The following is a 22,105-nucleotide window of genomic DNA, read 5'->3' as shown; positions in this document are numbered from 1 at the left end:
TAACCTCCATTGAGCATCGACTATGGTCTCGATTAGTCGCTCGTCATTTATCTGAACGCGCCTCTTGGGCTGAACCGGAGACGCCGCTATACTCTCCCCCGCTTCAAAAAACGGTCATCACCGCTTGATACCGTTTTCCCGCCACCTGTCCGAGGGGCGCTGCAGCAGGTCAGTCCTGTCAGGCTCGGATGGGGCGTTGTCTGCTCGCTTCGGGCAGGCCTTAAACGCACAACGGCGCCCATTCGCACACTACGAATGGAGACTCTTCATGAGCGCTGTACTGACGCCCAACGATTTCAACGACTACAAAGTCGCGGACATTTCCCTGGCTGCCTGGGGCCGTCGCGAAACCATCATCGCTGAATCCGAAATGCCTGCCCTGATGGGCCTGCGTCGCAAATATGCCAGTGAGCAACCGCTCAAGGGCGCAAAGATTCTCGGCTGTATCCACATGACCATTCAGACTGCCGTGCTGATCGAAACCCTGGTTGCCCTGGGTGCCGAAGTACGCTGGTCGTCCTGCAACATTTTCTCGACTCAGGATCAGGCCGCTGCCGCCATCGCCGCTGCCGGTATTCCGGTGTTCGCCTGGAAAGGTGAAACCGAGCAAGAGTACGAGTGGTGCATCGAGCAGACCATCCTGAAGGACGGTCAGCCCTGGGACGCCAACATGATCCTCGACGACGGCGGCGACCTGACCGAGATCCTCCACAAGAAATACCCGCAGATGCTGGAACGCATCCACGGCGTGACCGAAGAGACCACCACCGGCGTTCACCGCCTGCTGGACATGCTGGCCAAAGGCGAGCTGAAGATCCCCGCGATCAACGTCAACGACTCGGTCACCAAGAGCAAGAACGACAACAAATACGGTTGCCGTCACAGCCTGAACGACGCCATCAAGCGCGGCACCGACCACCTGCTGTCGGGCAAGCAAGCGCTGGTCATCGGCTACGGTGACGTGGGCAAGGGCTCGGCTCAGTCGCTGCGTCAGGAAGGCATGATCGTCAAAGTGACCGAAGTGGACCCGATCTGCGCGATGCAAGCCTGCATGGACGGTTTCGAAGTGGTTTCGCCTTTCATCAACGGCGAAAACGACGGCACCGAAGCCAGCATCGACAAGGCCCTGCTGGGCAAGGTCGACCTGATCGTGACCACCACCGGTAACGTCAACGTCTGCGACGCGAACATGCTCAAAGCGCTGAAAAAACGCGCTGTGGTCTGCAACATCGGTCACTTCGACAACGAAATCGACACCGCTTTCATGCGCAAGAACTGGGCATGGGAAGAAGTGAAGCCTCAGGTGCACAAGATTCACCGCACCGGCGCTGGCGAGTTCGACCCACAGAACGACGACTACCTGATCCTGCTGGCCGAAGGCCGTCTGGTGAACCTGGGCAACGCCACCGGTCACCCAAGCCGCATCATGGACGGTTCGTTCGCCAACCAGGTATTGGCTCAGATTTTCCTGTTCGGCCAGAAGTACGCTGACCTGAGCCCGGCCCAGAAAGCCGAGCGCCTGACGGTCGAAGTCCTGCCGAAGAAACTGGACGAAGAAGTCGCGCTGGAAATGGTGCGTGGCTTCGGCGGCGTCGTGACCAAACTGACCAAGACCCAGGCCGACTACATCGGCGTGACCGTCGAAGGCCCGTTCAAGCCGCACGCTTACCGGTACTAAAAGCAGCGACAAGCTACGAGCGGCAAGCAAGTGCGTTATCGGCGTTCTTGCTTGCTGCTCGCGGCGCCCAAATCGTCCAAGTATTTTTGCAGCACCAAGCGTTAAGCGAGAAGTCGCAGAGAGTGGGCGCTACACCCTCTTGCAGCTTGCAGCTTATAGCTTGCCGCTGGAGGTTCCCTCCGATGTCGCAAGACCGTCGCTACAGTTTCGAGTTCTTCCCGACGAAGACCGACGCGGGTCACGAAAAACTCATGGCCACTGCCCGCACCTTGGCCAGCTATAACCCCGACTTCTTCTCCTGCACCTATGGTGCGGGTGGGTCCACGCGTGACCGCACGATCAACACCGTGTTGCAGCTGGAGAAGGAAGTGAACATCCCCTCCGCCCCACACCTGTCGTGCGTGGGCGACGGCAAAGCCGATCTGCGCGGTCTGCTGAGCCAGTACCAAGACGCGGGTATCAAACGCATCGTTGCCCTGCGCGGCGACCTGCCGTCCGGCATGGGCATGGCCAGCGGTGAACTGCGCCACGCCAACGACCTGGTGAGCTTCATCCGTGAAGAAACCGGTGGCCATTTTCATATCGAAGTGGCGGCCTACCCGGAAATGCACCCACAAGCCCGCAGCTTCGAAGAAGATCTGAAGAACTTCGTGCGCAAGGCCAACGCCGGTGCGGACAGCGCGATCACCCAGTATTTCTTCAACGCCGACAGCTACTTCTACTTCGTCGAGCGCGTGCAGAAAATGGGCGTTTCGATCCCTATCGTGCCGGGCATCATGCCTATCACCAACTACAGCAAACTGGCGCGCTTTTCCGACGCCTGCGGTGCAGAAATCCCGCGCTGGATTCGCAAACAGTTGGAAGCCTACAACGATGACTCGGCGAGCATTCAGGCGTTCGGCGAGCAAGTCATTACCGAAATGTGTGAGCGGTTGTTACAGGGTGGCGCCCCTGGTCTGCACTTCTACACCCTGAATCAGGCCGAGCCCAGCCTTGCGCTGTGGAACAACCTGAAGCTGCCCCGCTGAATGGCGGGAATCCATCTCGGACACGCCGGTCACTATAGGGTAATGTTCGCGCGGCAGGCTGATCGCAGATAGCCTGCCAATGCCCTACCGAGACGGATTCAAGCAGTTGAGTGTTCATCAGAAAGCAAACCCACGCCCGCAACTGGTTTACCTGGTATTCGGCGCACAGACTTACCATCAGGAAGCGGTGTTCAGCATCGCAAGCGCCTTGGCGAAAGCGGGTGGCGCCTCAGAGCGCCCGTTCGACATCCAGGTGTTCAGCGACAACCCCGAGCCCTATCACCGCTTGCCGGTGAGGGTTCGCCCGATCGATGCCGCCATGCGTCACGCCTGGAGCGGCCCGCATCACTATCATTTCCGATGTAAGCACGTCGTTGCCCGCCAAGTGTTGGAAGAAGCGGAAAAAGCGATCCTCATCGACACCGACACATTCTTCCGGGCAAGCCCCATGGCGCTGTTCGACAGGGTTCGCCCAGACAGCCTGCTGTGCAATGCCTTGCACCTGCGCTATGACGAGTGCAAAGAAACCATCCTCTATACCGCGCTGGCCGATACGCTGGCTCAACGCGGGCTCGCCGACGATGCGATGCGCCTGGTGAATTCGGGGGTGATCGGGCTGACCCATGAAAATGCCTGGGTGCTGGACGCGTCCATCGACTTGATGGATGAGTTCTTCCCGATCACGCCAGGCGCCATCACGCTGGAGGAGTTCTGTCTTGGCGTCGCCGCCTACCGAACCTTACGGACCGAGCAGTGCCCCGATTTGATCCACCACTACTGGAGCCGCAAAGAGCTGTTCCGGGCCAAGGTTCGCGCTTGGCTGCACAAGCACCGCGATGACCCGGTCAGCCCCGAAGCGCTGGCCGACACCGCAAACGTGTCGATCCATCTGCCCCGCCCTCCCGCTTGGCAGCGTCTGTTGTACAAGAGCGCCACCTTGGCGGTGCCCAAGCCGCAACGTCAGTTCGTGCGAGAAGTGCTGTATGGCTGCTGCGCCCATGCGAACGAGTTCGACCGCGCCTGCTCTGCCGTCTGGTGGGAAAAGGCGTTCAATAACGCGCAGTCGCGTCTGGACCAGCCGATCGCCCCTGGCCAACTTCATCAATGGCTCGAACACTGGGCCGTTCGACGGCTGCTCGGTCGCCAGCGCGTGGAGATCTACCAGCATCTCGTCAGGGTCCGGAAAGCGTCGTAAATGCGCTGCCGGGCCGAGTCGGAAGGTTCCGCTTGGGCTTGCCTCTTCTCATCGCGCGGCGCGCGTCGTACTCTCGCCCGATGCCGCTGACCCTCCGACTCCTGCTCCCACTATTGCTCGCCTGCCTGAGCGCAAACGCTCTGGGCGAAAAGCTGCGCATCGTGACCGAACCCTGGGCACCCTACGCCATGGTGGACAATGGCCGTGCTTCGGGGCTGGACTATGAAACGACGGCGATTGTCTTTCAGCGGCTCGGCATCGAGGTGCAGTGGCAATTCCTGCCATGGAAGCGCTGCCTGATGATGCTGCAGCGAGGTGAAGCCGACGGTGCGCTGGACATTTTCAAAGCCACCGAACGCGATGACCTACTGCTGTATCCGAGCGAGGCGCTGTCCGAGGTGAACTGGGTGCTGTTCCAGGCCGATGCGCGGCCCCACGCATTCAATCGCCTGGAAGACCTCAAAGGCCTGACGATCGGGGTCTCGCCGGGTTATCTCTATAGGCCCGATTTCGACCATTCGACGGACTTCACACGAGAGCCGGCCCCCAGTCATGAAGCCAACTTCGGCAAGCTGATTCGCGGTCGCATCGACCTGCTGGTGACCGACCGTCGATTGGGCCAGCAGATGCTGGAACACCTGAGGCTGCGGGATCAGGTCAGTCAGCTTCCGACGGTTCTGAACACGCGTGAGCAATACCTCGCGCTGCGACGCAACGCTGGCATGGACCTGCTGGCGCAGAGGTTCGGGGCAGAGCTCAAGCGTTTCAAGCGCGAACCGGCCTACGCACAACTGGTGGCGCGCTACACGGGCGAGACGCTGCTGGCACCCGTTGACGCCCATCAGGTGTCACCTGCAAGCGACAACAACGACACCGTTGAGCAGCGCGAACGCAGCGCATTGTGATTGCTCTGTTATACTCCGGCGTTCCCGCCAGGCTTACGCCCGGATACTCGGTCTCCCAGAAGACTTCTCGATCACGTCAGCAGCGCATTTTCGTTCACGCGCCCTGCCACGAGTTGAACTTACAGACCCCGGGATCGCGCGCCGATTCGTGCAGCGCAGATCATTCCTATTCGGGCCCCTTGGCCCCAACTTAAGACAGGATTACTCATGTCCTTTGCTTCCCTCGGTCTCTCCGAGGCTTTAGTCAGCGCCATCGAGGCTGCTGGCTATACCCAGCCTACTCCGGTGCAACAGCGGGCCATTCCCGCCGTGTTGCAAGGCCGCGATCTGATGGTCGCCGCTCAGACAGGTACAGGTAAAACCGGCGGTTTCGCGCTTCCGATTCTGGAGCGTCTGTTCCCCGCCGGTCACCCGGACAAATCCCAGCGTCACGGCCCACGCCAGCCGCGCGTCCTGGTCCTGACCCCTACGCGTGAACTGGCCGCACAGGTTCACGACAGCTTCAAGATCTACGCCAAGAACCTCAAGTTCGTCAGCGCCTGCATCTTCGGTGGCGTTGGCATGAACCCGCAGGTCCAGGCAATGGCACGTGGCGTGGATGTACTGGTCGCCTGCCCGGGTCGGTTGCTCGATCTGGCCGGTCAAGGCAGCGTCGACCTGTCTCATGTCGAGATTCTGGTCCTCGACGAAGCCGACCGCATGCTGGACATGGGCTTCGTGCACGACGTGAAGAAAGTCCTCGCGCGTCTGCCCGCCAAACGTCAGAACCTGCTGTTCTCGGCCACGTTCTCCCCCGACATCACGGCCCTTGCCGGCAAGCTGCTGCACAATCCCGAGCGCATCGAAGTCACGCCGCCCAATACAACGGTCGAGCGCATCGAGCAGCGGGTGTTCCGTTTGCCGGCCAATCACAAGCGCTCACTGCTCGCCCACCTGATCACCCAGGGTGCGTGGGAGCAGGTGCTGGTGTTCACACGTACCAAGCACGGCGCCAACCGCCTGGCCGAGTACCTGGACAAGCACGGCCTGAGCGCTGTCGCGATCCACGGCAACAAGAGCCAGAACGCCCGCACCAAGGCCCTCGCGGACTTCAAGGCCGGCAGCGTGCGCATCATGGTCGCGACCGACATCGCAGCGCGCGGCCTGGACATCGATCAGTTGCCTCATGTGGTCAACTTCGAGCTGCCCAACGTCGACGAGGACTACGTGCATCGCATTGGCCGTACCGGTCGGGCAGGCCGTACGGGCGAGGCGATCTCGCTGGTGGCACCGGATGAAGAAAAGCTGCTCAAAAGCATCGAGCGCATGACCAAACAGAAGATCCCCGATGGCGATCTGATGGGCTTCGACATCAATGCTGTCGAGGCGGAAAAGCCTGAAGTGCGTGAGCGTCCCGACGTGCGCAACCCGCGCAATGGCCGCGCTCAGCGTGGCGAAAACGCCAATGGTGGCCGCAAGGACAAAGGGAAGGACAAGGGCAAGGAAAAACCAGCGACTGCCGCGGCTGCCGTAGGCGAACAACGCCCGGCACGCAACCAGCAGCGTCGGCAGAAGCCTCGTCAGGGCACGCCATCCGCTGAAGCGAGTTCGTCTCGTGCACCCGCCCCCCGCGCGGATCGTGACCCGGAAGAGTTCCTGGATGACGAGGTGGATAACTTCGGTAACCGTGCCGATTACGTCAGCCCCTATCAGAACAAGAACCCGTCTGGCCGCAATCGCCGTCCGGGCGCCCCTGCGGCAGGCCCGTCGCAAGCGCCTCGTGGACAGTCGCCGGGGCGTAACGGTTCGCGTAGCGGGTCAGGTAGTGGAGCGAGCAACGGTGCTGGCGCAGGTGGCCAGGGCAAGCGTAACGGCCAGCCGCGCAATGGTTCCGGCCGCCGCGAGGACGCGCCGCGCAACCGCCGTCCGTCCCGCGAAGATCAGTCGGCCCGTCAGGAGCCTGCAGTCTCCAACGCCCGTGACGGGCAACCAGGGCCAAAGATCGTGCACAAGGAATCCAAGGTCGATCGATTCCCATCTGCCGAGATGCTGGACCAATTGCCTAGCCGCCCACGCGGCGAGAAGCCGGCGCTGCTGACGCGTAATCGCGACAACTGAACCCCGCGGTAACGAAAACGCCGACCCTAGGGTCGGCGTTTTTGTTGGCAGCCCGTTTTACTTGGCTTTCACACCTTCGAACGAGATATCGAAGGTTACGGTGTCGGACTGCGGGCCCAAGTCCATCATCTTGCCGAAATCGGAGCGCTTGATGGTGGTCGTGCCGTTGAAGCCAGCGCGGTAGCCGCCCCATGGATCCTTGCCTTCGCCATTGAAGACAGCCTTGATGACGACCGGCTTGGTGACGCCGTGAAGGGTCAGGTCGCCAGTGACGTCAGCCGTATCTTTGCCATCAGCGTTTTTGCCGGTCGACTTGACGCTGGTGGAGACGAACTTGGCGTCAGGATAGGTCGCGACATCCAGGAAATCCTTGCTGCTGATGTGCTTGTCGCGTTCAGCATGGTTGGTGTCGATGCTGGCGGTTTTGATATCGATGCTGATCTTGCTGTCTTCAGGCTTGGCGGCGTCGAAACTGAAGGTACCGCTCCAGTCTTTGAACGTACCGGTGATGAAGCTGTAGCCCAAGTGGCTGATCTTGAAATCGATGAAAGCGTGCTGGCCTTGCTTGTCGATGGTGTAGTCAGCGGCCATTGCTTGACCGGCCGACAGCAGCGCAGAACCCAGAGCCAGTGCAGCAAGTGTCTTTTTCAACATGCGTCGTCTTCCTTTTGAGTTGAATTCAGGCCTTGCGGCCAAGCATACGAATGAATGTGGCATCACGGTCGATGAAGTGATGCTTCAAGGCGGCCAGCCCGTGGAGTACCGCAAAGATCACCAGCGTCCAGGCCAGATACAGGTGCACTTCACCGGCGACGTCTGCCTGGTTGGGCAGTCCGCTGATCAGCGCAGGCACTTCAAACAATCCGAAGACCGGAATTCCGACGCCGTCGGCGGTGGAAATCAGGTAACCGGCGAACATCACCAGGAACAGGTCCAGATACAGGAACGCGTGGCCCAGCTTGGCAGCGGTCCTGACGAACCGGCTGTGGCTTGCCGGTGCGGGCGGTGGCGGGCTGAACAAGCGCCAGACCACGCGAAACAGCATGACCAGAAACAGCGTGATGCCAATACTTTTGTGCAGATCCGGCCCCGCCTTGCGCCACGCATCGTAATACCCCAGACCCACCATCCACAGGCCTAGGGCAAACAATCCGAAAACCGTCAGGGCGACGCCCCAGTGCAAGACAATGCTGACCCAGCCGTAGCGTGAAGAAGAGTTGCGTAACTGCATGCTAGCGATCCTTGAAAACAGCCCGTTAAAGCTGTGAGAAAGACTATCGGTTTACCTATCGAAAGAAAGCGCAAATTTTTGCTTTGAAATATCGGGAAATACGATTGAAATTTCCCGTCACATTGTTCGGCGCGAGGGATTAACGGAACGTTATCTCCGTCCTCGGTCAACGCCGACACAGGGAACCAATCCCGTGGTCGCGCAAAGCCGCATAACCTGATTCAGGGTGGCCGACCCTTCATCACTCTAGACGCTGTCATGGGGCAGACAAAAAAAAAGCGCGGTTTGTGACCGCGCCTTTTCACTGCCCGAATGGGCGATCAGTTGTTGGTGTTCGCCGCCGGTGTGGCTGCCTTTTCCGTCGTCGCTTTGGCAGGTGCCTTCTTGGCAGCCTCGGTTTTGGCTGCAGGTTTGTGCGTCGTCGCGGGCTTGGTCGGCGCTTTCTTAACGGGCTCCTTGTGGGCCGGTTCTTTCTTGGCAGGTGCCTTTTTCGCAGGTTCGACAGCAGGCTTGGCGGGTTCGACCACCGGAGCAGGTGCAGTGACCGGCGCTGGAGCAGGCGCTGGGGCCGGAGCCGGAACGGGTGCTGGCTCGGGTGCTTTCTCGACCGGCTTCGGCTCGGACTTGGATCCGCCGAACAGGTTGGAGAAGAAGCCGCCGATGCCGCCGCTGCTTTCTTTCGTTGCCGGTTCGGGCGCTTTTGCAGGTTCGACTTTCACTGGCTCGAACGACTTGCCTGCTGCCAGGTCCTGCACCTGACTCGCGGCCCGCTGCCCTGTGCGCAATGCACCTTCCAATGTCCCTGGATAGAGGGTATCCGTGTGCTCGCCAGCGAAGGCAATGCGCTGCAGCGGCCTTTCCCACAGGCGCCAGTACTTGCTGATCTGCCCTGGTCCGAATGCCAGATACGCACCGCCCGTGGACGGATCGACGCTGGAGCGGCGGATCTCGTAACCGGTAAACGCACCGCGCGCCTGAGGATAGAACGCATGCAAGCGGATCAGGACCTGATCCACCATTTGCTTGTCACCGAAAGCCTGCATGATGCGCGCGTTGTCGCCAGAGAGGTTGATCACCGCGTTCGCGCCGCCTTTCAAGGCAGGCTCGATCCACAACATGCCCAGCCCAGTGTTGCTGTAAATTTCGCCAGACATACGGGCTTTGCTGTCCCAGACCGGCGTCTTGAACTTCAACATGATCTGGTCATGCCAGCCATAGTTGGTGCTTTTGATCGCGCCCTGATGCTGAGCATCCAGTGCCGGGGTCAGTTGAATCTTGCTCAGCGCGCGCAGTGGCACAGCCAGCACGACGTATTGCGCTTCGTAGCCGATGGAGCCGACCTTCACGGTCACGCCGTCCTTGTCTTGGCTGATGGCCGAGACCGGGGAGTTGGTCTTGATCACTTTCAACTGTTTGACGAACGCCTCGGCCAATACCGCGCTGCCACCCGGCAGGCGAGCGGCACGGCGATCACGGTCATCCACGTTGCGATTGACCCGTGACTGCTGTGCAAAATACAGCAACGACAGGCGCGAAGGCTCGTCATAGCGGGTACGGATCTGCTGGTTGATCAGTTGCCGGGCGGTGGGTGGCAGACTCAGGCGGTCCAGCCAGTTGGCCACGTTGATCTGGTCCAGTGCGAACAGAGTGCTGTTGGCCGCTGGATTTTCCGGATCGGTAATGGATCTGGCCAGGTCGTCCAGCGTCGCCTCGTAGCGCTTGATCGCTTCGGCGGTGGCTGGTTGTTTGGCCGCCAGATCGGCCGCCGAGAAGTACTCACCCTCGATGAGGTAACCCGGCGTGCGTACGAATTCGGGCGCGGGCACTGGCTTGAGGTTGAAGCGATCCAGGTACTGGTTCAGGACCGGTTGCGCCTTGGCGTTGCCGATCCATTCACTGCCCGCCAGGCCGGACCGGCCGCCGACCGCAGGCTTGGCTTCCAACAGCGTGACCTGCCAGCCCTTGTTTTGCAGCTCATAGGCAGCCGTCAGGCCCGCCAGACCGCCGCCGACGACAATCGCCGTGTGCGGCTTTTCCACAGCAAGCGCCGAAACGCTGACCAGCCCAACCACCATCAGCGCACAGGCGCGCAGCCAACCAGAAAGCATTCAGCGAACTCCGGAATGAACAAGGAAATAGCGGATTTTTCCAATCCGTCTTTTCAGGAGCGCGCAGGATACGCCAGCCGCTTGAGGCCCGCCAGCAATGTCCGTCGAGCCCTTTTCCGGCAGCAAAGGTTGTCCCGCTGGCGTGCATTGCATAGGCTTGCGCGATTGTTTCGCCCTCGCCCCGCGCGAGCCGTACCTGGAGATGAACGATGGGCCTCAATGACCAGTGGATGCAGCGTGACCTCAAGGTCCTTTGGCACCCCTGTACGCAGATGAAAGATCATGAACACCTGCCGCTGATTCCGATCAAGCGGGGTGAGGGGGTCTGGCTGGAGGACTTCGAAGGCAAGCGTTATCTGGACGCCGTCAGTTCCTGGTGGGTCAACGTGTTCGGCCACGCCAACCCGCGTATCAATCAGCGCATCAAGGATCAGGTCGATCAACTGGAGCATGTGATCCTCGCAGGGTTCAGCCATCAGCCGGTGATCGAACTGTCCGAGCGGCTGGTGGCCATGACGCCGGAAGGGCTGACCCGCTGCTTCTACGCCGATAACGGGTCGTCCTGCATCGAAGTCGCTCTGAAGATGAGCTTTCACTATTGGCTCAATCGGGGCAAACCGGCGAAAAAGCGTTACATCACCCTCACCAACAGCTACCACGGCGAAACGGTGGCGGCGATGTCGGTAGGTGACGTGCCACTGTTCACCGAGACGTACAAAGCGCTTTTGATGGACACCATCAAGGTCCCAAGCCCCGATTGTTACCACCGCCCGGAAGGCGTGAGCTGGGAAGACCATACCCGCACGATGTTCGCGGTGATGGAGCAGGCTCTCGCTGAGCATCATGAGACAGTGGCGGCGGTCATCATCGAGCCGTTGATCCAAGGCGCGGGCGGCATGCGCATGTACGATCCGATCTACCTCAAGCTGCTGCGAGAGGCTTGCGATCGTTACGGCGTGCACCTGATCCACGACGAGATCGCCGTGGGCTTCGGTCGTACCGGGACGATGTTCGCCTGCGAACAGGCCGGGATCCGTCCGGACTTCCTCTGCCTGTCCAAAGCGCTGACGGGCGGTTACCTGCCGCTGGCGGCGTGCCTCACCACCGATGACGTGTACGAGGCGTTTTACGATGACTACCCGACACTGCGGGCCTTCCTGCATTCCCACAGCTACACCGGCAACCCGCTGGCGTGTGCGGCGGCGTTGGCGACACTCGACATCTTCGAGCAGGACAACGTCATCGAGAACAACCATGCGCTCGCGGATCGCATGAAGCGTGCGACGGCGCATCTGGCGGACCACCCGAACGTAGCCGAGGTCCGCCAGACCGGCATGGCTCTGGCGATCGAAATGGTACAGGACAAGGCCACCAAAGCGGCCTACCCGTGGCAGGAACGACGCGGCCTGAAGGTGTTCGAACACGCCCTGACCCGCGGAGCGCTGCTGCGGCCGCTGGGCAGCGTGGTGTACTTCCTGCCGCCTTATGTGATCACGCCCGAGCAGATCGATTTTCTCGCCGAGGTGGCCAGCGAAGGCATCGACATCGCGACCCGCAGCAGCATCAACGTGGCCGTGCGCGAGAACTTCCATCCAGACTTCCGTGATCCCGGCTGATTGGAACTGAACGCTCCCCTGGTGATGGTTCCCACGCTCCGCGTGGGAGCCCGACACTGGACGCTCTGCGTCCGATGATGCGGCGCAGAGCGCCACGGGATGCATTCCCACGCGGAGCGTGGGAACGATCATTCAACCGTTTTACAGAGAAACAACCATGAGACTCTCCCGTTTTTTCATTGACGCGTCGCTGAGCATCGGCGAGCACGAGCTGCCTGAAGGACAAGCGCACTACATCGGGCGTGTGCTGCGCCTGGCCGAAGGCGATGCGGTGCAGTTGTTCGACGGCTCAGGCATGGAGTTTCGTGCCACGCTCGTCGAAGTCGGCAAGAAGCGCGTTCGTGTTCACGTCAATGAATGCTTCGCCGGAATGGTCGAGTCGCCGTTGCGCATCCACCTGGGGCAGGGGCTTTCCAGGGGCGAACGCATGGACTGGGCCATTCAGAAAGCCACCGAACTGGGTGTTGCACAGATCACACCGATTATCAGCGAACGCTGCGAAGTTCGACTGAAGGACGAGCGCGCGGAAAAGCGTCAGGCTCACTGGCAACAGATCGCCATCAGCGCCTGCGAACAGTGCGGACGGTCCGTGGTGCCGACGATCAATCCGCCGCTCGCACTGGCCGACTGGCTCAAACACACCCAAGCCGATCTGAAGCTGGTGCTGCATCCTGTCGCCGAACCGCTGGTCAGCCATGCAAAACCCGGCAGCCTGGCGTTTCTGATCGGGCCGGAAGGTGGTCTCAACGACACGGAGGTCGACCAGGCTCAGGACGCAGGCTTCCTCGCTGCCCGCCTTGGCCCGCGGGTGCTGCGCACGGAAACCGCGCCAGTGGTGGCGCTGAGCGTGGCGCAGCAGTTATGGGGGGATTTCTGAGCGCGCCCGCGATGACGCGTCCCCGCCTGGCGGAAAGCGCTTGAGCGGCTAAAGGACGTAGCGGGTAATCGCCACGAAATGCAGCAGGCTGCCCGCGATGACGAACAAGTGCCAGATCCCGTGCCAATGCCGGAAGCGCTTGTCGTAGGCAAAGAAAATGATTCCCACGGTGTAGAGCACGCCGCCCAGTGCCAGCCAAGTGAAACCGGCGGTCCCCAAGGCCCTGACCAATGGCTTGACCGCCACCAGCACGATCCAGCCCATGACGGCATAGATCACGATGGACATCACGCGCGCTTCGGAGCGTGGTTTGATTTCCTGCAGCATGCCGATCACGGCGAGCCCCCAGACGATCCCGAACAAGGTCCAGCCCCAAGGCCCGCGCAAGGTCACGAGGCAGAACGGGGTGTAGCTGCCCGCGATCAGCAGATAAATCGACAGGTGATCGACCTTTTGCATGATCACCTTCGCCCGGCCCCGTACGCTGTGGTACACGGTCGATGCGCTGTATAACAGCACCAGCGCAACGCCGTAGATGGCAACGCTGACAATCTTCCACACATCACCCGCCAGACTGGCGATAACCAACAGCCATATGGCGCCGACCGACGCCAGTACGGCACCCACAAGATGGGTCCAGGCGTTGAATTTCTCTCCGTAATACATCCGCAAATGACCTCGCTCAGTTGCACGACACCTGCCAAGGCTCCAACTTATGACTCAAAAGCGCAATGCATCGACCGAGGTTAATGCGCTTTTAATGCAGCCATTCAGCAATGGTTTGGGCACAATCGGACGCCTGAACAACAAGAATGTGCGGCGGAAGTGACACGATGCAGATCGATGAAGAACTGACCCTCAAAAAGCTGGAAATTTTCCTGGCCTTCATGCGCACCGGCAACCTGGCGCGTGCCGCGTCAGAGCTGCAGACCAGCACCGTCAGCGTTCATCGGGCGATTCACTCACTGGAAAACGCGCTACGTTGCCCCCTGTTCAAGCACGAGGGCCGCAACCTGACCCCCCTTGAAAGCGCCTACGTCCTAGAAGAGCGGGGGCAGAAGCTGGTGCAGGACGCACTGGGCATGGTCGAGCAGACGCGGGCGGCGGCAGGCTTCTCTGCCGCCCGGTTCAAGCTGGGCGCACTGTATTCACTGACGGTCAAAACCGTACCTCAATTGATCATGGGTCTGAAAATCCGCCGCAGCGAGCTGAATATCGACCTGATCCTGGGCTCGAACATCGATTTGTTCTACAAGCTGAAAAACATGGAAGTGGACGCCGTTCTGGTCTCCCTGAACGAGAGCGTCAGCGACCCGGATTGCGAGCACCTGCCCCTGTTCTCCGACGATATTTTTCTCGCCACACCCGCCGACTCCCCCTTCGCCCAGCAAAGCGAGGTGGATTTGAGCGATCTGCGGGAAATGACCTTCATCACCCTGACCCAGGGCTTCGCTACCCATCGCGACGGCACCCGGGTATTTCAGCAGGCGGGATTCGAGCCGAAGGTGGCGATGCAGGTCAACGACATCTTTACGCTGCTCAGCATGGTCAGCTCCGGGGTAGGTTACGCTTTGCTGCCCGGCCGGATCGCCGCCGTGTATGAGAACCGCGTACGCCTGATTCCGCTCCAGTCGCGCTACCGCATGCAGCAGCACATAGGGCTGGTGTTTCTCAAAGCCCGTGAACGCGACCCGAATCTACTGGCGTTGCTGGCCGAGTGCCGCATGTATTCGAACCGGCTGGCTGAGGGGTAGCTGCAGGGGTGCGCCCTGTAGGAGATTCCATGTTGATTGATCAACCCCTTTCGCCACCAAGGCGGCTCCCACAGAACCGGGGCCGATCCGTGTGGGAGCTGGCTTGCTGGCGAATGCGGCGTGTCACGCCACTCATTAGTTACTGACACACCTCTTCGCGGGCAAGCGCGCTCCTACGGCCTTCGGCCAGAATCAAGTGCAGATCCGGGCTTAACCCAAAATCCCGCGCACAATGAAATACAGCAGCGAAGGCCCGAGCAGGCAACCGAGCCCGGTGTGGAACGTTGCCGTCAGCGCACCGTAAGGCACCAGACGCCGGTCCGTGGCCGCCAGGCCTGCCGTCACCCCGCTGACCGTGCCCGCCAACCCGCCGAACACCATGGCCGAACGCGGGTTGTCCAGCGCCATCCAGCGCGCGGCCATTGGCGTGCCAACCATGACCAGAATGGCTTTGATCAAGCCGGTGGCAATGGATAGCGCCATGACATCCGAACTGGCGCCCAGCGCCGCACCGGTTACGGGGCCTACGATGTAAGTCACAGCGCCGGCGCCGATGGTCGTGATGCTGACCGCATCGCGGTAGCCAAACGCATAAGCCACGCAAGAACCGACAATGAAGGGCAACACCGTGCCGAGAAACAGCGAAAATGCGCCGATCAGCCCGGCCTTTCTGGCTTCCGTGGCCTGCACCTCGAAGGCCGTCGCCACGATGGCGAAGTCGCGCAACATCGCACCGCCCATCAACCCCACGCCGGAGAACAAGGCAAGGTCGGCAAGGCCTTTCTGGCCGCCAGTCATCACGCCTCCCACCCACGCCAGCACCAGGCCGATCACGATGGCGATCGCAGAGCCATGAATCCGCCCGAACGTCAGGTGTTTGGACAGCAGCACGGAGATCCACATCACCACGCCCACGACGGCGAACGCCGTGATCAGACCTTGGCTGATCAAGTCTTTCTGAATGAGATCCCACATATCAGCGACCTCCTGCCGGTGCTGCGGTCGGCGTGATCACTGGGGGCAGCGTTTCGGGCTCTTCCTTGGGCAGGGGCTCCCCTTTATTGATCCGGCTGATCAGCGCAATCGTGCCGCCGCAGATGATCACTGAGCCAATGGCGGCGATCACGGCGATCGGCCCACCTTTGAGGGCTGTGACGACGTTCTGCTGCGCGGCCATGGCCACGACCACCGGAATGTACATCGCGCCCCAGAAACCGACGCCCATTTCGCAGCCTTCGCTCATGCCACCGCGCTTTTGCATATAGAGACGGGCGCAGATCAACAGGATCATCGCGATCCCGACGCCGCCCACGTTGGATTTGACGCCCAGCAGCACACCGAGCAAATCACCGAGAATCACCCCCGCGAGGGTGCAAATGGCGAGTAACGCAACACCGTAGATAATCATTGTCTTGGCCTCAATCGTCGAATTTGTTGTTTTTGTGTTCCTTCGATAGCAGCAACCGGTTTAGGGGTGGCGACATCCCTCCTCTCGCGACAGCGCGCTCAGCGTATCCAGCCGGGCGCCCTGAAAGGCGACAGCCGATCCTTGTTCCAATCCATTTCCAAAGACACGCCGCGCCAGCCCCGTCAGGACGGCACCGGGCGGTAGCTCGATCTGCAGGCGCGCCCCTCGCTCATAAGCGGTTTGCACGGTGCTGCGCCAGTCGATGAGCCGACACATGTTGTACGCCAGGTCCTCGCGCAATTTGTCGGCAGTAAATAACGGGCGCGCGGTGCTGCCACTGAGGTATTTCAAGGTTGGCGCTTGGAGGGTCACCTGCGCGAAGGCCTGCGCCAATGCCTGCGCCGGTTCATTCAACAACTCACAGTGTGATGGCACGCTGACCGCCAACCGCTTGGCCATCGCCGCTCCCTCGCCCTTGGCCAGCGTGGCGACGTCAGCCATCGCCTGATCGCTGCCAGCGATGACGAACTGGTTGTCCGCGTTGATGTTGGCCAGATACACCGGGCTGTGCGGGCCGTGTACCTGGGCGACCAAACGTTCGACCACACCCTGATCCAGGCCCGTCAGCGCGGTCATTCCGTAGCCCTGTGGATAAGCCCTTTGCATCAGTTCGCCGCGTAAAGCGACCAGTCGCAGGGCGTCGGCGAAACTCAGCGCCCCAGCGATCACGGCAGCCGGATAAGCACCAATCGAGAGGCCGGCCACGTAATCCGGTGCGCTGCCCCGCGCCATCAGGACCCGAGCACAGGCCACACCCGCGATCAGCAGACACAACTGGACCTCACGCGTGGCTTGCAGGGCTTGAGGCGAGTCCAGTTCCAGCACGTCTTCGTCGAGGACTTCACTGGCCTGGCGCAGACACTCCCTGACCAACGGATCGTCCGGTAGCGCGTGCAACATGCCCGCTTGCTGCGCCCCTTGGCCGGGAAAAACCCAGAAGCTGCTCATGCGTACTCCTCGCAGAGCCAAGGATCGCTGACCAAGCGCGCGCCGTTGTCAGCCTTGAGCAATACCTGGCGTCCGCTGCCCGCCCACTCGCGCAATGCAACGGCCCCGGCTGGGGTTTGCAACTGCAGGTCGATGCGACACGCGGCGCCGTTCAGTGCTTCGAGCCATTGCGCAGCCTGTGGACGGCTCAGGAACGATTCGGTACGCAGGATCAGATCGAGGTCGCTGTCGCGATGCAGCACCTGAATGCCGGTCGCCAGTTCGAATCCGGCGCCCCCCGTGATCCCCCAGGGCAGGCCGATCGCGTCCAGCACCGGACGCACCTGGTTCAAGGCACGCCAGACAGGCCAATCGGTGCGAACCTCTTCCACCGCTTCGACCAACTGTTCGGGCCGAACCTGCCGGGTGACGTGATCCCGGTTCATCACGGTCGCATAGCGCTGATCCCGGGATTGCCCGCGCACGCCGACGGCCACAGAGCCCCGATCGACCCGTGCCCGACGGACCACCACCGGATGCCCCAGCGCAACCGACTCGAACACCCACCCAGGCGCATCGGCAGGCAAGGTCGCCACGGGCAGGCCCCACAACAGATCATGGGGCTGCACAGGCAAGCCAAACGTCATCACCACTGCGCCCGTAACAGCTCGCGTACCTTTGCAGAGGCGGCCCGGTTGGGCGCCCCCAGCCGCGAACTCAGGTCGGTGCCGTGGCCTTGCGTGTCCTTGATCGCAGCGAGGAGGCACTGTTGAACACTGCTGACGTCGTCGGAGGAGGGTTGCTCGATTTGACTGACCGAGAGCGTTTCCCACAGCAAGCCGAGCCCCGCGTAGCTGTCGATGTCATAGGCCATGGGCGGAATGCTCGCCGCCAGTTTCTCCAATTCCTCGACACTGCGCAGGGTCACTCGGGCCGCAGAAACCTTGCCCATCGCATGCACCATCACGCCTGGGTCACGCAGGGCGATCAAACGGTTGGCTTGGTAACCGTGGGCGAGAAATGCGCCGGACATTGCCTTGCCCACCAATAGCCCGATCACAGGATGGCCCGCCAGTCGTGCCCGGGCGTAGGCGTCCACCGCACCGGCGAGGGCCTGATGAATGCCCAGCGCCTCTTCACGGCGGCCATAGGCCTGACTCGGTACGTCGATGACGGCAATCAGGGCTCGCTTCTGTGGGCTTTGCCGATCCAGCTCGATGGCGGCATCCACTGCCTTGGCCAACCCCCAGCCTTCCAGCAGCCCCACTTCGCCATTCTGCGCGCGGGGGAAACGGTTGGACGGATCGGCAACCACCGCCAGGAAACGTGCGGGTTGGGCGTCCAACTCGCTGTCGGCAGCCAGTACCGACGCCGGCAGGCCGACGACGGGTGAGGCGCCACTCGTCAAAGCGTTGAACCAGTTCAACCCACGCATGGATGCAGTCATGGCTGTTCTCCTTGATACAAGGTGCGCACCGCAGCGGGGTCGATCTGGGAGGTGGTGTCCAGCCCGGACAGCCGTTGCAGGTACGACGCATACTGGCCGCTGCGCTCGTGTGCGGGTTTGCCCTGGCTCAGCAGGTGTTCGACTTGTTGCGCGATGGCCGTAATGTCGTCGGCGACGTAAGCGTCGACCAGACCGCTGGCAAAGCGCTGTTCGCCACCGGTAAGGCTCCAGATGAACGGACGATCACGGGAGTCATATTCTTCGATCCCCGCCTCCTGCTCGATCACTTGCGGGCCGTTCAGGCCAAGACGCGCTTCCTGGGTCACCACCAGGTAACTGCACAAACCGGCGGCAATCGACATACCGCCAAAGCAACCGACGCTGCCCGCCACGACACCGATCACCGGCTGATAGCGACGCAAGTCGACAATGGCTGCGTGAATCTCCGCAATGGCTGCCAGGCCGAGGTTGGCCTCCTGCAATCGCACGCCGCCGGTTTCCAACAGCAGCACTGCCGCGGTCGGGACACCGTTGCGGTTGTCTTCCGCAGCCAGTTCCAACGCACCGGCCATTTTCGCGCCGCCGACCTCGCCCATGCTGCCCCCCTGAAAAGCCCCTTCAATGGCACAGACCACAACGGGCCGACCACCGATCGAGCCTTTGGCGATCACCACGCCATCGTCGGCCTGGGGTACGACGCCCTGCCTGGCCAGCCACGGCGAAGTCACGCGGGCAAAAGGGTCGATCAGTTCACGAAAGGTGCCTTGGTCGAGCAAGGCACGGGCACGCTGCCGGGCGCCAAGTTCGACGAAACTGTGTTGTTTGAGCAAGCGGGCGGTGTCAGACATGGCCGATCTCCTCGAAACCTTGCTCCAACCGCAAGCGCACCACGCCGGGTGTCGCGCCAAAATCATGGATATCGATGCTCATCGCAGGAGGTGTCTGCCCCTCGAACATGCGCTGGAACAGATGCTCCCAGCGCGCGGAACTGCCGTTGACCGACGTCAGCACCTGAATGGTCAACTTGCCGGGCAGACCGGGCTCGAGCAGCACTTCAAGGTCGCCGGAGCCCACGCAACCGACCAGTGCACGCCCGGTGGGCGGTTGCCCTGCGGGAAATTCAAATGACAGGGTTTCCATCAAAGCGTCCTCGTTTGAGTGCCGAGCGCAGGCTCAAGGCTGTCGATGAACAGGCAGGCGGCGAGCAAGTCAGCCGCGCCTCCAGGGGATGCGTTAAGGCCCATCAATTGCTGATCGAGCTCATGCAAGGCGCGGCGACCGCCGAGCGTCGCACTGCCGCCCGCGTCCAGTACGCGACGGGCGCCGTGTTGCATGGCGTGCAGGCCCCGCTCACCTGCGCGGTAGAGCACGCAGGTGTCAGAAAGTGTGGTCATGATCGCCAGCAAGGTGTCGAGCCGGGCGTTCTGCTCGCAATGGCCCGCTGCGCGGCTGCGCTCAAGCTGTGGCAAACCGGTCTGGATGACTGCAGGGAAACCCATTTGCGCCTGTTCCCTGGCGCCCATCACACCGAAAGTCCGAGCGACGTGCGCCCCATGGCTGTTGACGGCAGGCCGCTGCCGATCCTCGATCAACGCCAGACAGCCTGCGCGCGCGCCCAAACCCGCGGGCGAGAGATCCAACGCATTGAGTGCCGCTGCCGTCACCAGCAGGCCCAGCGCCCAGATTGCGCCACGGTGAGTGTTCACGCCGCCCGTGGTGCGCATCATGGCTGCCTCGCCTTCGCGCCCGATCCGACCCACCGCTTCTCTCAAGGTCTGATTGACCTCACCGATCGCCAGCGCCGCCTCGGCCATCTCCTTGAAGGCTGGCCAGAGGGACAGCGCCGACGCGTGCATCAAGCCGAGGTGCAGATCCTGATGCGCGCCACTGCTGCGGCGGTCGACCAACGCAGGTTTTGGCGAGAGATCGGCCTCATCGATCAGCGCGTCCACCGCGAGATCTGCCAGGCGCTCCGCCCATGACAGCGAAGCTGGCGACGCATTGAATGCGACGTTGAATGCGTGCATCACCAGCTCCTGAATTTCGCAGGCGGGTTGTACAGGCCGCCGGACCATTCCACGAGCTCGGCAATGCTCTTGGCGGCCAGCAATTCACGGCTGGCGTCGGTGCGGCGGATGCCCAGGTCTTCAGGCAGCGCGATCAGTCCCTCACGACGCATGCGCTCGGTGTCTTTGGGGTTGTGACGCAACCCGATGGCCGTCACACCTGCCACGGCAGCGATCATCGCTTGGCGCTCTTCGAGGCTGCGCGCTTTGTAGAGGTAGGCGATGCCCTCCTCGGTGAGCAAGTGCGTGACGTCATCGCCGTACACCATGATGGGCGCCAGCGGCATGCCGCTCTTCTTGGCCACATCGATGGCGTCCAGTTGCTCGACAAACGTCGGTTTGCCCCCTTCCTGGAAGGTTTCAACCATCTGCACGACGAGTTTCTTGCCGCGCTCCAGATAGGCGTCGGTGCCAACATTCTGCTGGCGCATGTCCAGCCAGGCCGGGGTGCCGTGGCGGCGGCCACGCGGGTCATGTCCCATGTTCGGCGCGCCACCGAAACCGGCAAGCCGACCGCGCGTCACCGTCGAGGAATGGCCGTCGCCATCGACCTGCAGCGTGGCGCCGATGAACAGGTCCACCGCGTATTGGCCTGCCAACTGACACATCATGCGGTTCGAGCGCATCGAGCCGTCATGCCCAGTGAAAAATACGTCCGGCCGCGCCGCGATGTAATGTTCCATTCCCAGCTCGGTGCCGAAGCAATGCACGCTTTCGACCCAGCCGCTTTCGATCGCCGGGATCAAAGTGGGATGAGGATTGAGCGTCCAGTTGCGGCAGATCTTCCCTTTCAACCCCAGCGACTCGCCGTAGGTGGGCAGAATCAGTTCGATGGCGGCCGTATTGAAGCCGATACCGTGGTTCAGCGACTGGACGTTATGCTTTTCGTAGATCCCACGGATGGCCATCATGGCCATGAGGACGTGGACAGGCTTGATATGTCGTGGATCGCGAGTGAACAACGGTTCGATATAGAACGGTTTGTCGGCCACCACCACAAAATCGACCCACGACGCCGGAATGTCCACCCGAGGCAGATCGCTGACGTCTTCCACCAGCTGGTTCACTTGCACGATGACGATGCCATCGCTGAAGGCGGCCGGTTCGATCAGCGCGGGCGTGTCTTCGGTGCTGGCACCGGTGTAGATGTTACCCGCGCGGTCCGCCATGAACCCGGCAGACAACACCACGTTGGGAATCAGGTCGACCAACAAACGGGAGTAAAGCTCGATGTAGGTATGAATCGCGCCCACTTCCAGCAAGCCGTCTTCCAGTAGCTGACTGATGCGCAGACTTTGCGTGCCCGCGAAGGAGAAATCGAGTTTGCGGGCGATGCCGCGCTCGAAGAGGTCCAGATGCTCAGGGCGCCCAACGCTGGGCATGATCATGTGCAGATGATGAAGCTTGCCCGGATCGGCCTTGGCCAGCGAGCGAGAAAGAAAGTCCGCCTGCTTCTGGTTATTACCTTCAAGCACTACGCGGTCACCGGGCGTGATCAGCGCCTCCAGCGCAGCGACGATCTTGTCAGTGGGCAGAACCACGCCATCGGCGAGGGAACGCACTTGCTCGAGTCGCCGCTGCTTTTCGCTGCGGCGACGCGACCAGCGCGGGTCAAGTTTCGTTGTTGTCGTCATGCTGACTCCACGAGTTCGCTGTCGTGGATCACCTTAGGAGGACGCGGCGGGGGCATCAATCAAGCAACGCGCGG

The 22,105-nt window shown here is 61.6% G+C and carries 21 protein-coding genes and 1 riboswitch; of the genes, 8 read left to right on the top strand and 13 right to left on the bottom strand.

From position 1 onward, the window contains the following. The first annotated feature begins 145 nt into the window (after positions 1–145). A riboswitch (S-adenosyl-L-homocysteine riboswitch) is annotated at positions 146–247 on the top strand. Positions 248–268: 21 nt separating this feature from the next. The 5 genes from ahcY (at position 269) to N5D61_RS13270 (ending at position 6,903) form a co-directional block, all read left to right on the top strand. Continuing rightward, positions 269–1,678, top strand: a complete 1,410-nt coding sequence (gene ahcY, locus N5D61_RS13290) for an adenosylhomocysteinase (protein ID WP_279893181.1) — start codon at positions 269–271, stop codon at positions 1,676–1,678. Between the two features lie 182 nt (positions 1,679–1,860). Continuing rightward, a complete protein-coding gene (metF, locus tag N5D61_RS13285; protein WP_108237706.1) occupies positions 1,861–2,706 on the top strand; it encodes a methylenetetrahydrofolate reductase [NAD(P)H] in 846 nt (281 codons plus the stop codon). A 79-nt stretch (positions 2,707–2,785) separates the two neighbouring features. Next, positions 2,786–3,901 (top strand): hypothetical protein, encoded by a 1,116-nt coding sequence (locus tag N5D61_RS13280; RefSeq protein WP_279893180.1) that lies wholly within the window; start codon positions 2,786–2,788, stop codon positions 3,899–3,901. Between the two features lie 80 nt (positions 3,902–3,981). Next, complete coding sequence (locus N5D61_RS13275; protein ID WP_279893277.1) at positions 3,982–4,806, top strand: transporter substrate-binding domain-containing protein; 825 nt, start codon at positions 3,982–3,984, stop codon at positions 4,804–4,806. 207 nt (positions 4,807–5,013) lie between these two features. Next, positions 5,014–6,903 carry a DEAD/DEAH box helicase gene (locus N5D61_RS13270; RefSeq protein WP_279893179.1) on the top strand — a complete coding sequence of 630 codons (1,890 nt, stop codon included), beginning with the start codon at positions 5,014–5,016 and terminating at the stop codon, positions 6,901–6,903. A gap of 57 nt (positions 6,904–6,960) precedes the next feature. Here N5D61_RS13270 and N5D61_RS13265 read toward each other — a convergent pair whose 3' ends face one another. From N5D61_RS13265 to N5D61_RS13255, 3 genes are all read right to left on the bottom strand, one after another. Continuing rightward, complete coding sequence (locus tag N5D61_RS13265) at positions 6,961–7,557, bottom strand: YceI family protein (RefSeq protein ID WP_279893177.1); 597 nt, start codon at positions 7,555–7,557, stop codon at positions 6,961–6,963. 25 nt (positions 7,558–7,582) lie between these two features. Then, positions 7,583–8,134, bottom strand: a complete 552-nt coding sequence (locus N5D61_RS13260) for a cytochrome b (protein ID WP_108237702.1) — start codon at positions 8,132–8,134, stop codon at positions 7,583–7,585. Between the two features lie 320 nt (positions 8,135–8,454). Continuing rightward, positions 8,455–10,242, bottom strand: coding sequence for a flavin monoamine oxidase family protein (locus tag N5D61_RS13255; protein WP_279893175.1), 1,788 nt, complete (start codon positions 10,240–10,242; stop codon positions 8,455–8,457). A 209-nt stretch (positions 10,243–10,451) separates the two neighbouring features. Here N5D61_RS13255 and N5D61_RS13250 point away from each other — a divergent pair, with 209 nt between their 5' ends. Next, the gene (locus tag N5D61_RS13250; RefSeq protein WP_279893173.1) at positions 10,452–11,858 is read left to right on the top strand and encodes an adenosylmethionine--8-amino-7-oxononanoate transaminase; all 1,407 of its coding nucleotides are present in this window, start codon (positions 10,452–10,454) and stop codon (positions 11,856–11,858) included. A 157-nt stretch (positions 11,859–12,015) separates the two neighbouring features. Next, complete coding sequence (locus N5D61_RS13245; RefSeq protein ID WP_279893171.1) at positions 12,016–12,735, top strand: 16S rRNA (uracil(1498)-N(3))-methyltransferase; 720 nt, start codon at positions 12,016–12,018, stop codon at positions 12,733–12,735. 48 nt (positions 12,736–12,783) lie between these two features. Here the strand turns inward: N5D61_RS13245 and N5D61_RS13240 are convergent, their stop codons facing one another. After that, on the bottom strand, positions 12,784–13,401 hold the full coding sequence (locus N5D61_RS13240) for a hemolysin III family protein (RefSeq protein ID WP_279893169.1): 618 nt from the start codon (positions 13,399–13,401) through the stop codon (positions 12,784–12,786). A gap of 167 nt (positions 13,402–13,568) precedes the next feature. Between N5D61_RS13240 and N5D61_RS13235 the strand changes: the two genes are divergently transcribed. Beyond that, positions 13,569–14,489: a LysR substrate-binding domain-containing protein gene (locus N5D61_RS13235; RefSeq protein WP_108237697.1), complete on the top strand. Its 921-nt coding sequence runs from the start codon at positions 13,569–13,571 to the stop codon at positions 14,487–14,489. Positions 14,490–14,699: 210 nt separating this feature from the next. On the opposite strand, the gene madM is transcribed toward N5D61_RS13235, so the two are convergent. The 9 genes from madM to mdcA are packed head-to-tail and all read right to left on the bottom strand — an operon-like array spanning position 14,700 to position 22,031. Further along, complete coding sequence (madM, locus tag N5D61_RS13230) at positions 14,700–15,464, bottom strand: malonate transporter subunit MadM (RefSeq protein ID WP_108237696.1); 765 nt, start codon at positions 15,462–15,464, stop codon at positions 14,700–14,702. A gap of 1 nt (position 15,465) precedes the next feature. Beyond that, a complete protein-coding gene (gene madL / locus N5D61_RS13225) occupies positions 15,466–15,897 on the bottom strand; it encodes a malonate transporter subunit MadL (RefSeq protein ID WP_108237695.1) in 432 nt (143 codons plus the stop codon). Between the two features lie 60 nt (positions 15,898–15,957). Further along, a complete protein-coding gene (gene mdcH, locus N5D61_RS13220; protein ID WP_279893168.1) occupies positions 15,958–16,905 on the bottom strand; it encodes a malonate decarboxylase subunit epsilon in 948 nt (315 codons plus the stop codon). Further along, on the bottom strand, positions 16,902–17,531 hold the full coding sequence (locus N5D61_RS13215) for a malonate decarboxylase holo-ACP synthase (RefSeq protein ID WP_279893167.1): 630 nt from the start codon (positions 17,529–17,531) through the stop codon (positions 16,902–16,904). The genes mdcH and N5D61_RS13215 overlap by 4 nt, the downstream gene beginning before the upstream one ends. Then, positions 17,531–18,331 (bottom strand): biotin-independent malonate decarboxylase subunit gamma, encoded by an 801-nt coding sequence (gene mdcE / locus N5D61_RS13210; RefSeq protein WP_279893165.1) that lies wholly within the window; start codon positions 18,329–18,331, stop codon positions 17,531–17,533. Before mdcE ends, N5D61_RS13215 begins: the two co-directional genes overlap by 1 nt. Beyond that, positions 18,328–19,179: a biotin-independent malonate decarboxylase subunit beta gene (locus N5D61_RS13205; RefSeq protein WP_279893164.1), complete on the bottom strand. Its 852-nt coding sequence runs from the start codon at positions 19,177–19,179 to the stop codon at positions 18,328–18,330. The genes mdcE and N5D61_RS13205 overlap by 4 nt, the downstream gene beginning before the upstream one ends. Next, positions 19,172–19,471, bottom strand: coding sequence for a malonate decarboxylase subunit delta (locus tag N5D61_RS13200; protein WP_279893162.1), 300 nt, complete (start codon positions 19,469–19,471; stop codon positions 19,172–19,174). Before N5D61_RS13200 ends, N5D61_RS13205 begins: the two co-directional genes overlap by 8 nt. Beyond that, positions 19,471–20,358, bottom strand: a complete 888-nt coding sequence (locus N5D61_RS13195; RefSeq protein WP_279893161.1) for a triphosphoribosyl-dephospho-CoA synthase — start codon at positions 20,356–20,358, stop codon at positions 19,471–19,473. The genes N5D61_RS13200 and N5D61_RS13195 overlap by 1 nt, the downstream gene beginning before the upstream one ends. Further along, positions 20,358–22,031 carry a malonate decarboxylase subunit alpha gene (mdcA, locus tag N5D61_RS13190; protein ID WP_279893160.1) on the bottom strand — a complete coding sequence of 558 codons (1,674 nt, stop codon included), beginning with the start codon at positions 22,029–22,031 and terminating at the stop codon, positions 20,358–20,360. Before mdcA ends, N5D61_RS13195 begins: the two co-directional genes overlap by 1 nt. Positions 22,032–22,105: the final 74 nt, after the last annotated feature.

This window comes from Pseudomonas sp. GD03842 (genome assembly GCF_029841165.1).
Classification (GTDB): Bacteria; Pseudomonadota; Gammaproteobacteria; order Pseudomonadales; family Pseudomonadaceae; genus Aquipseudomonas.
The sequence above is the reverse complement of the archived record's forward strand: the minus strand, read 5'-3'. Positions and strand labels throughout refer to the sequence as shown.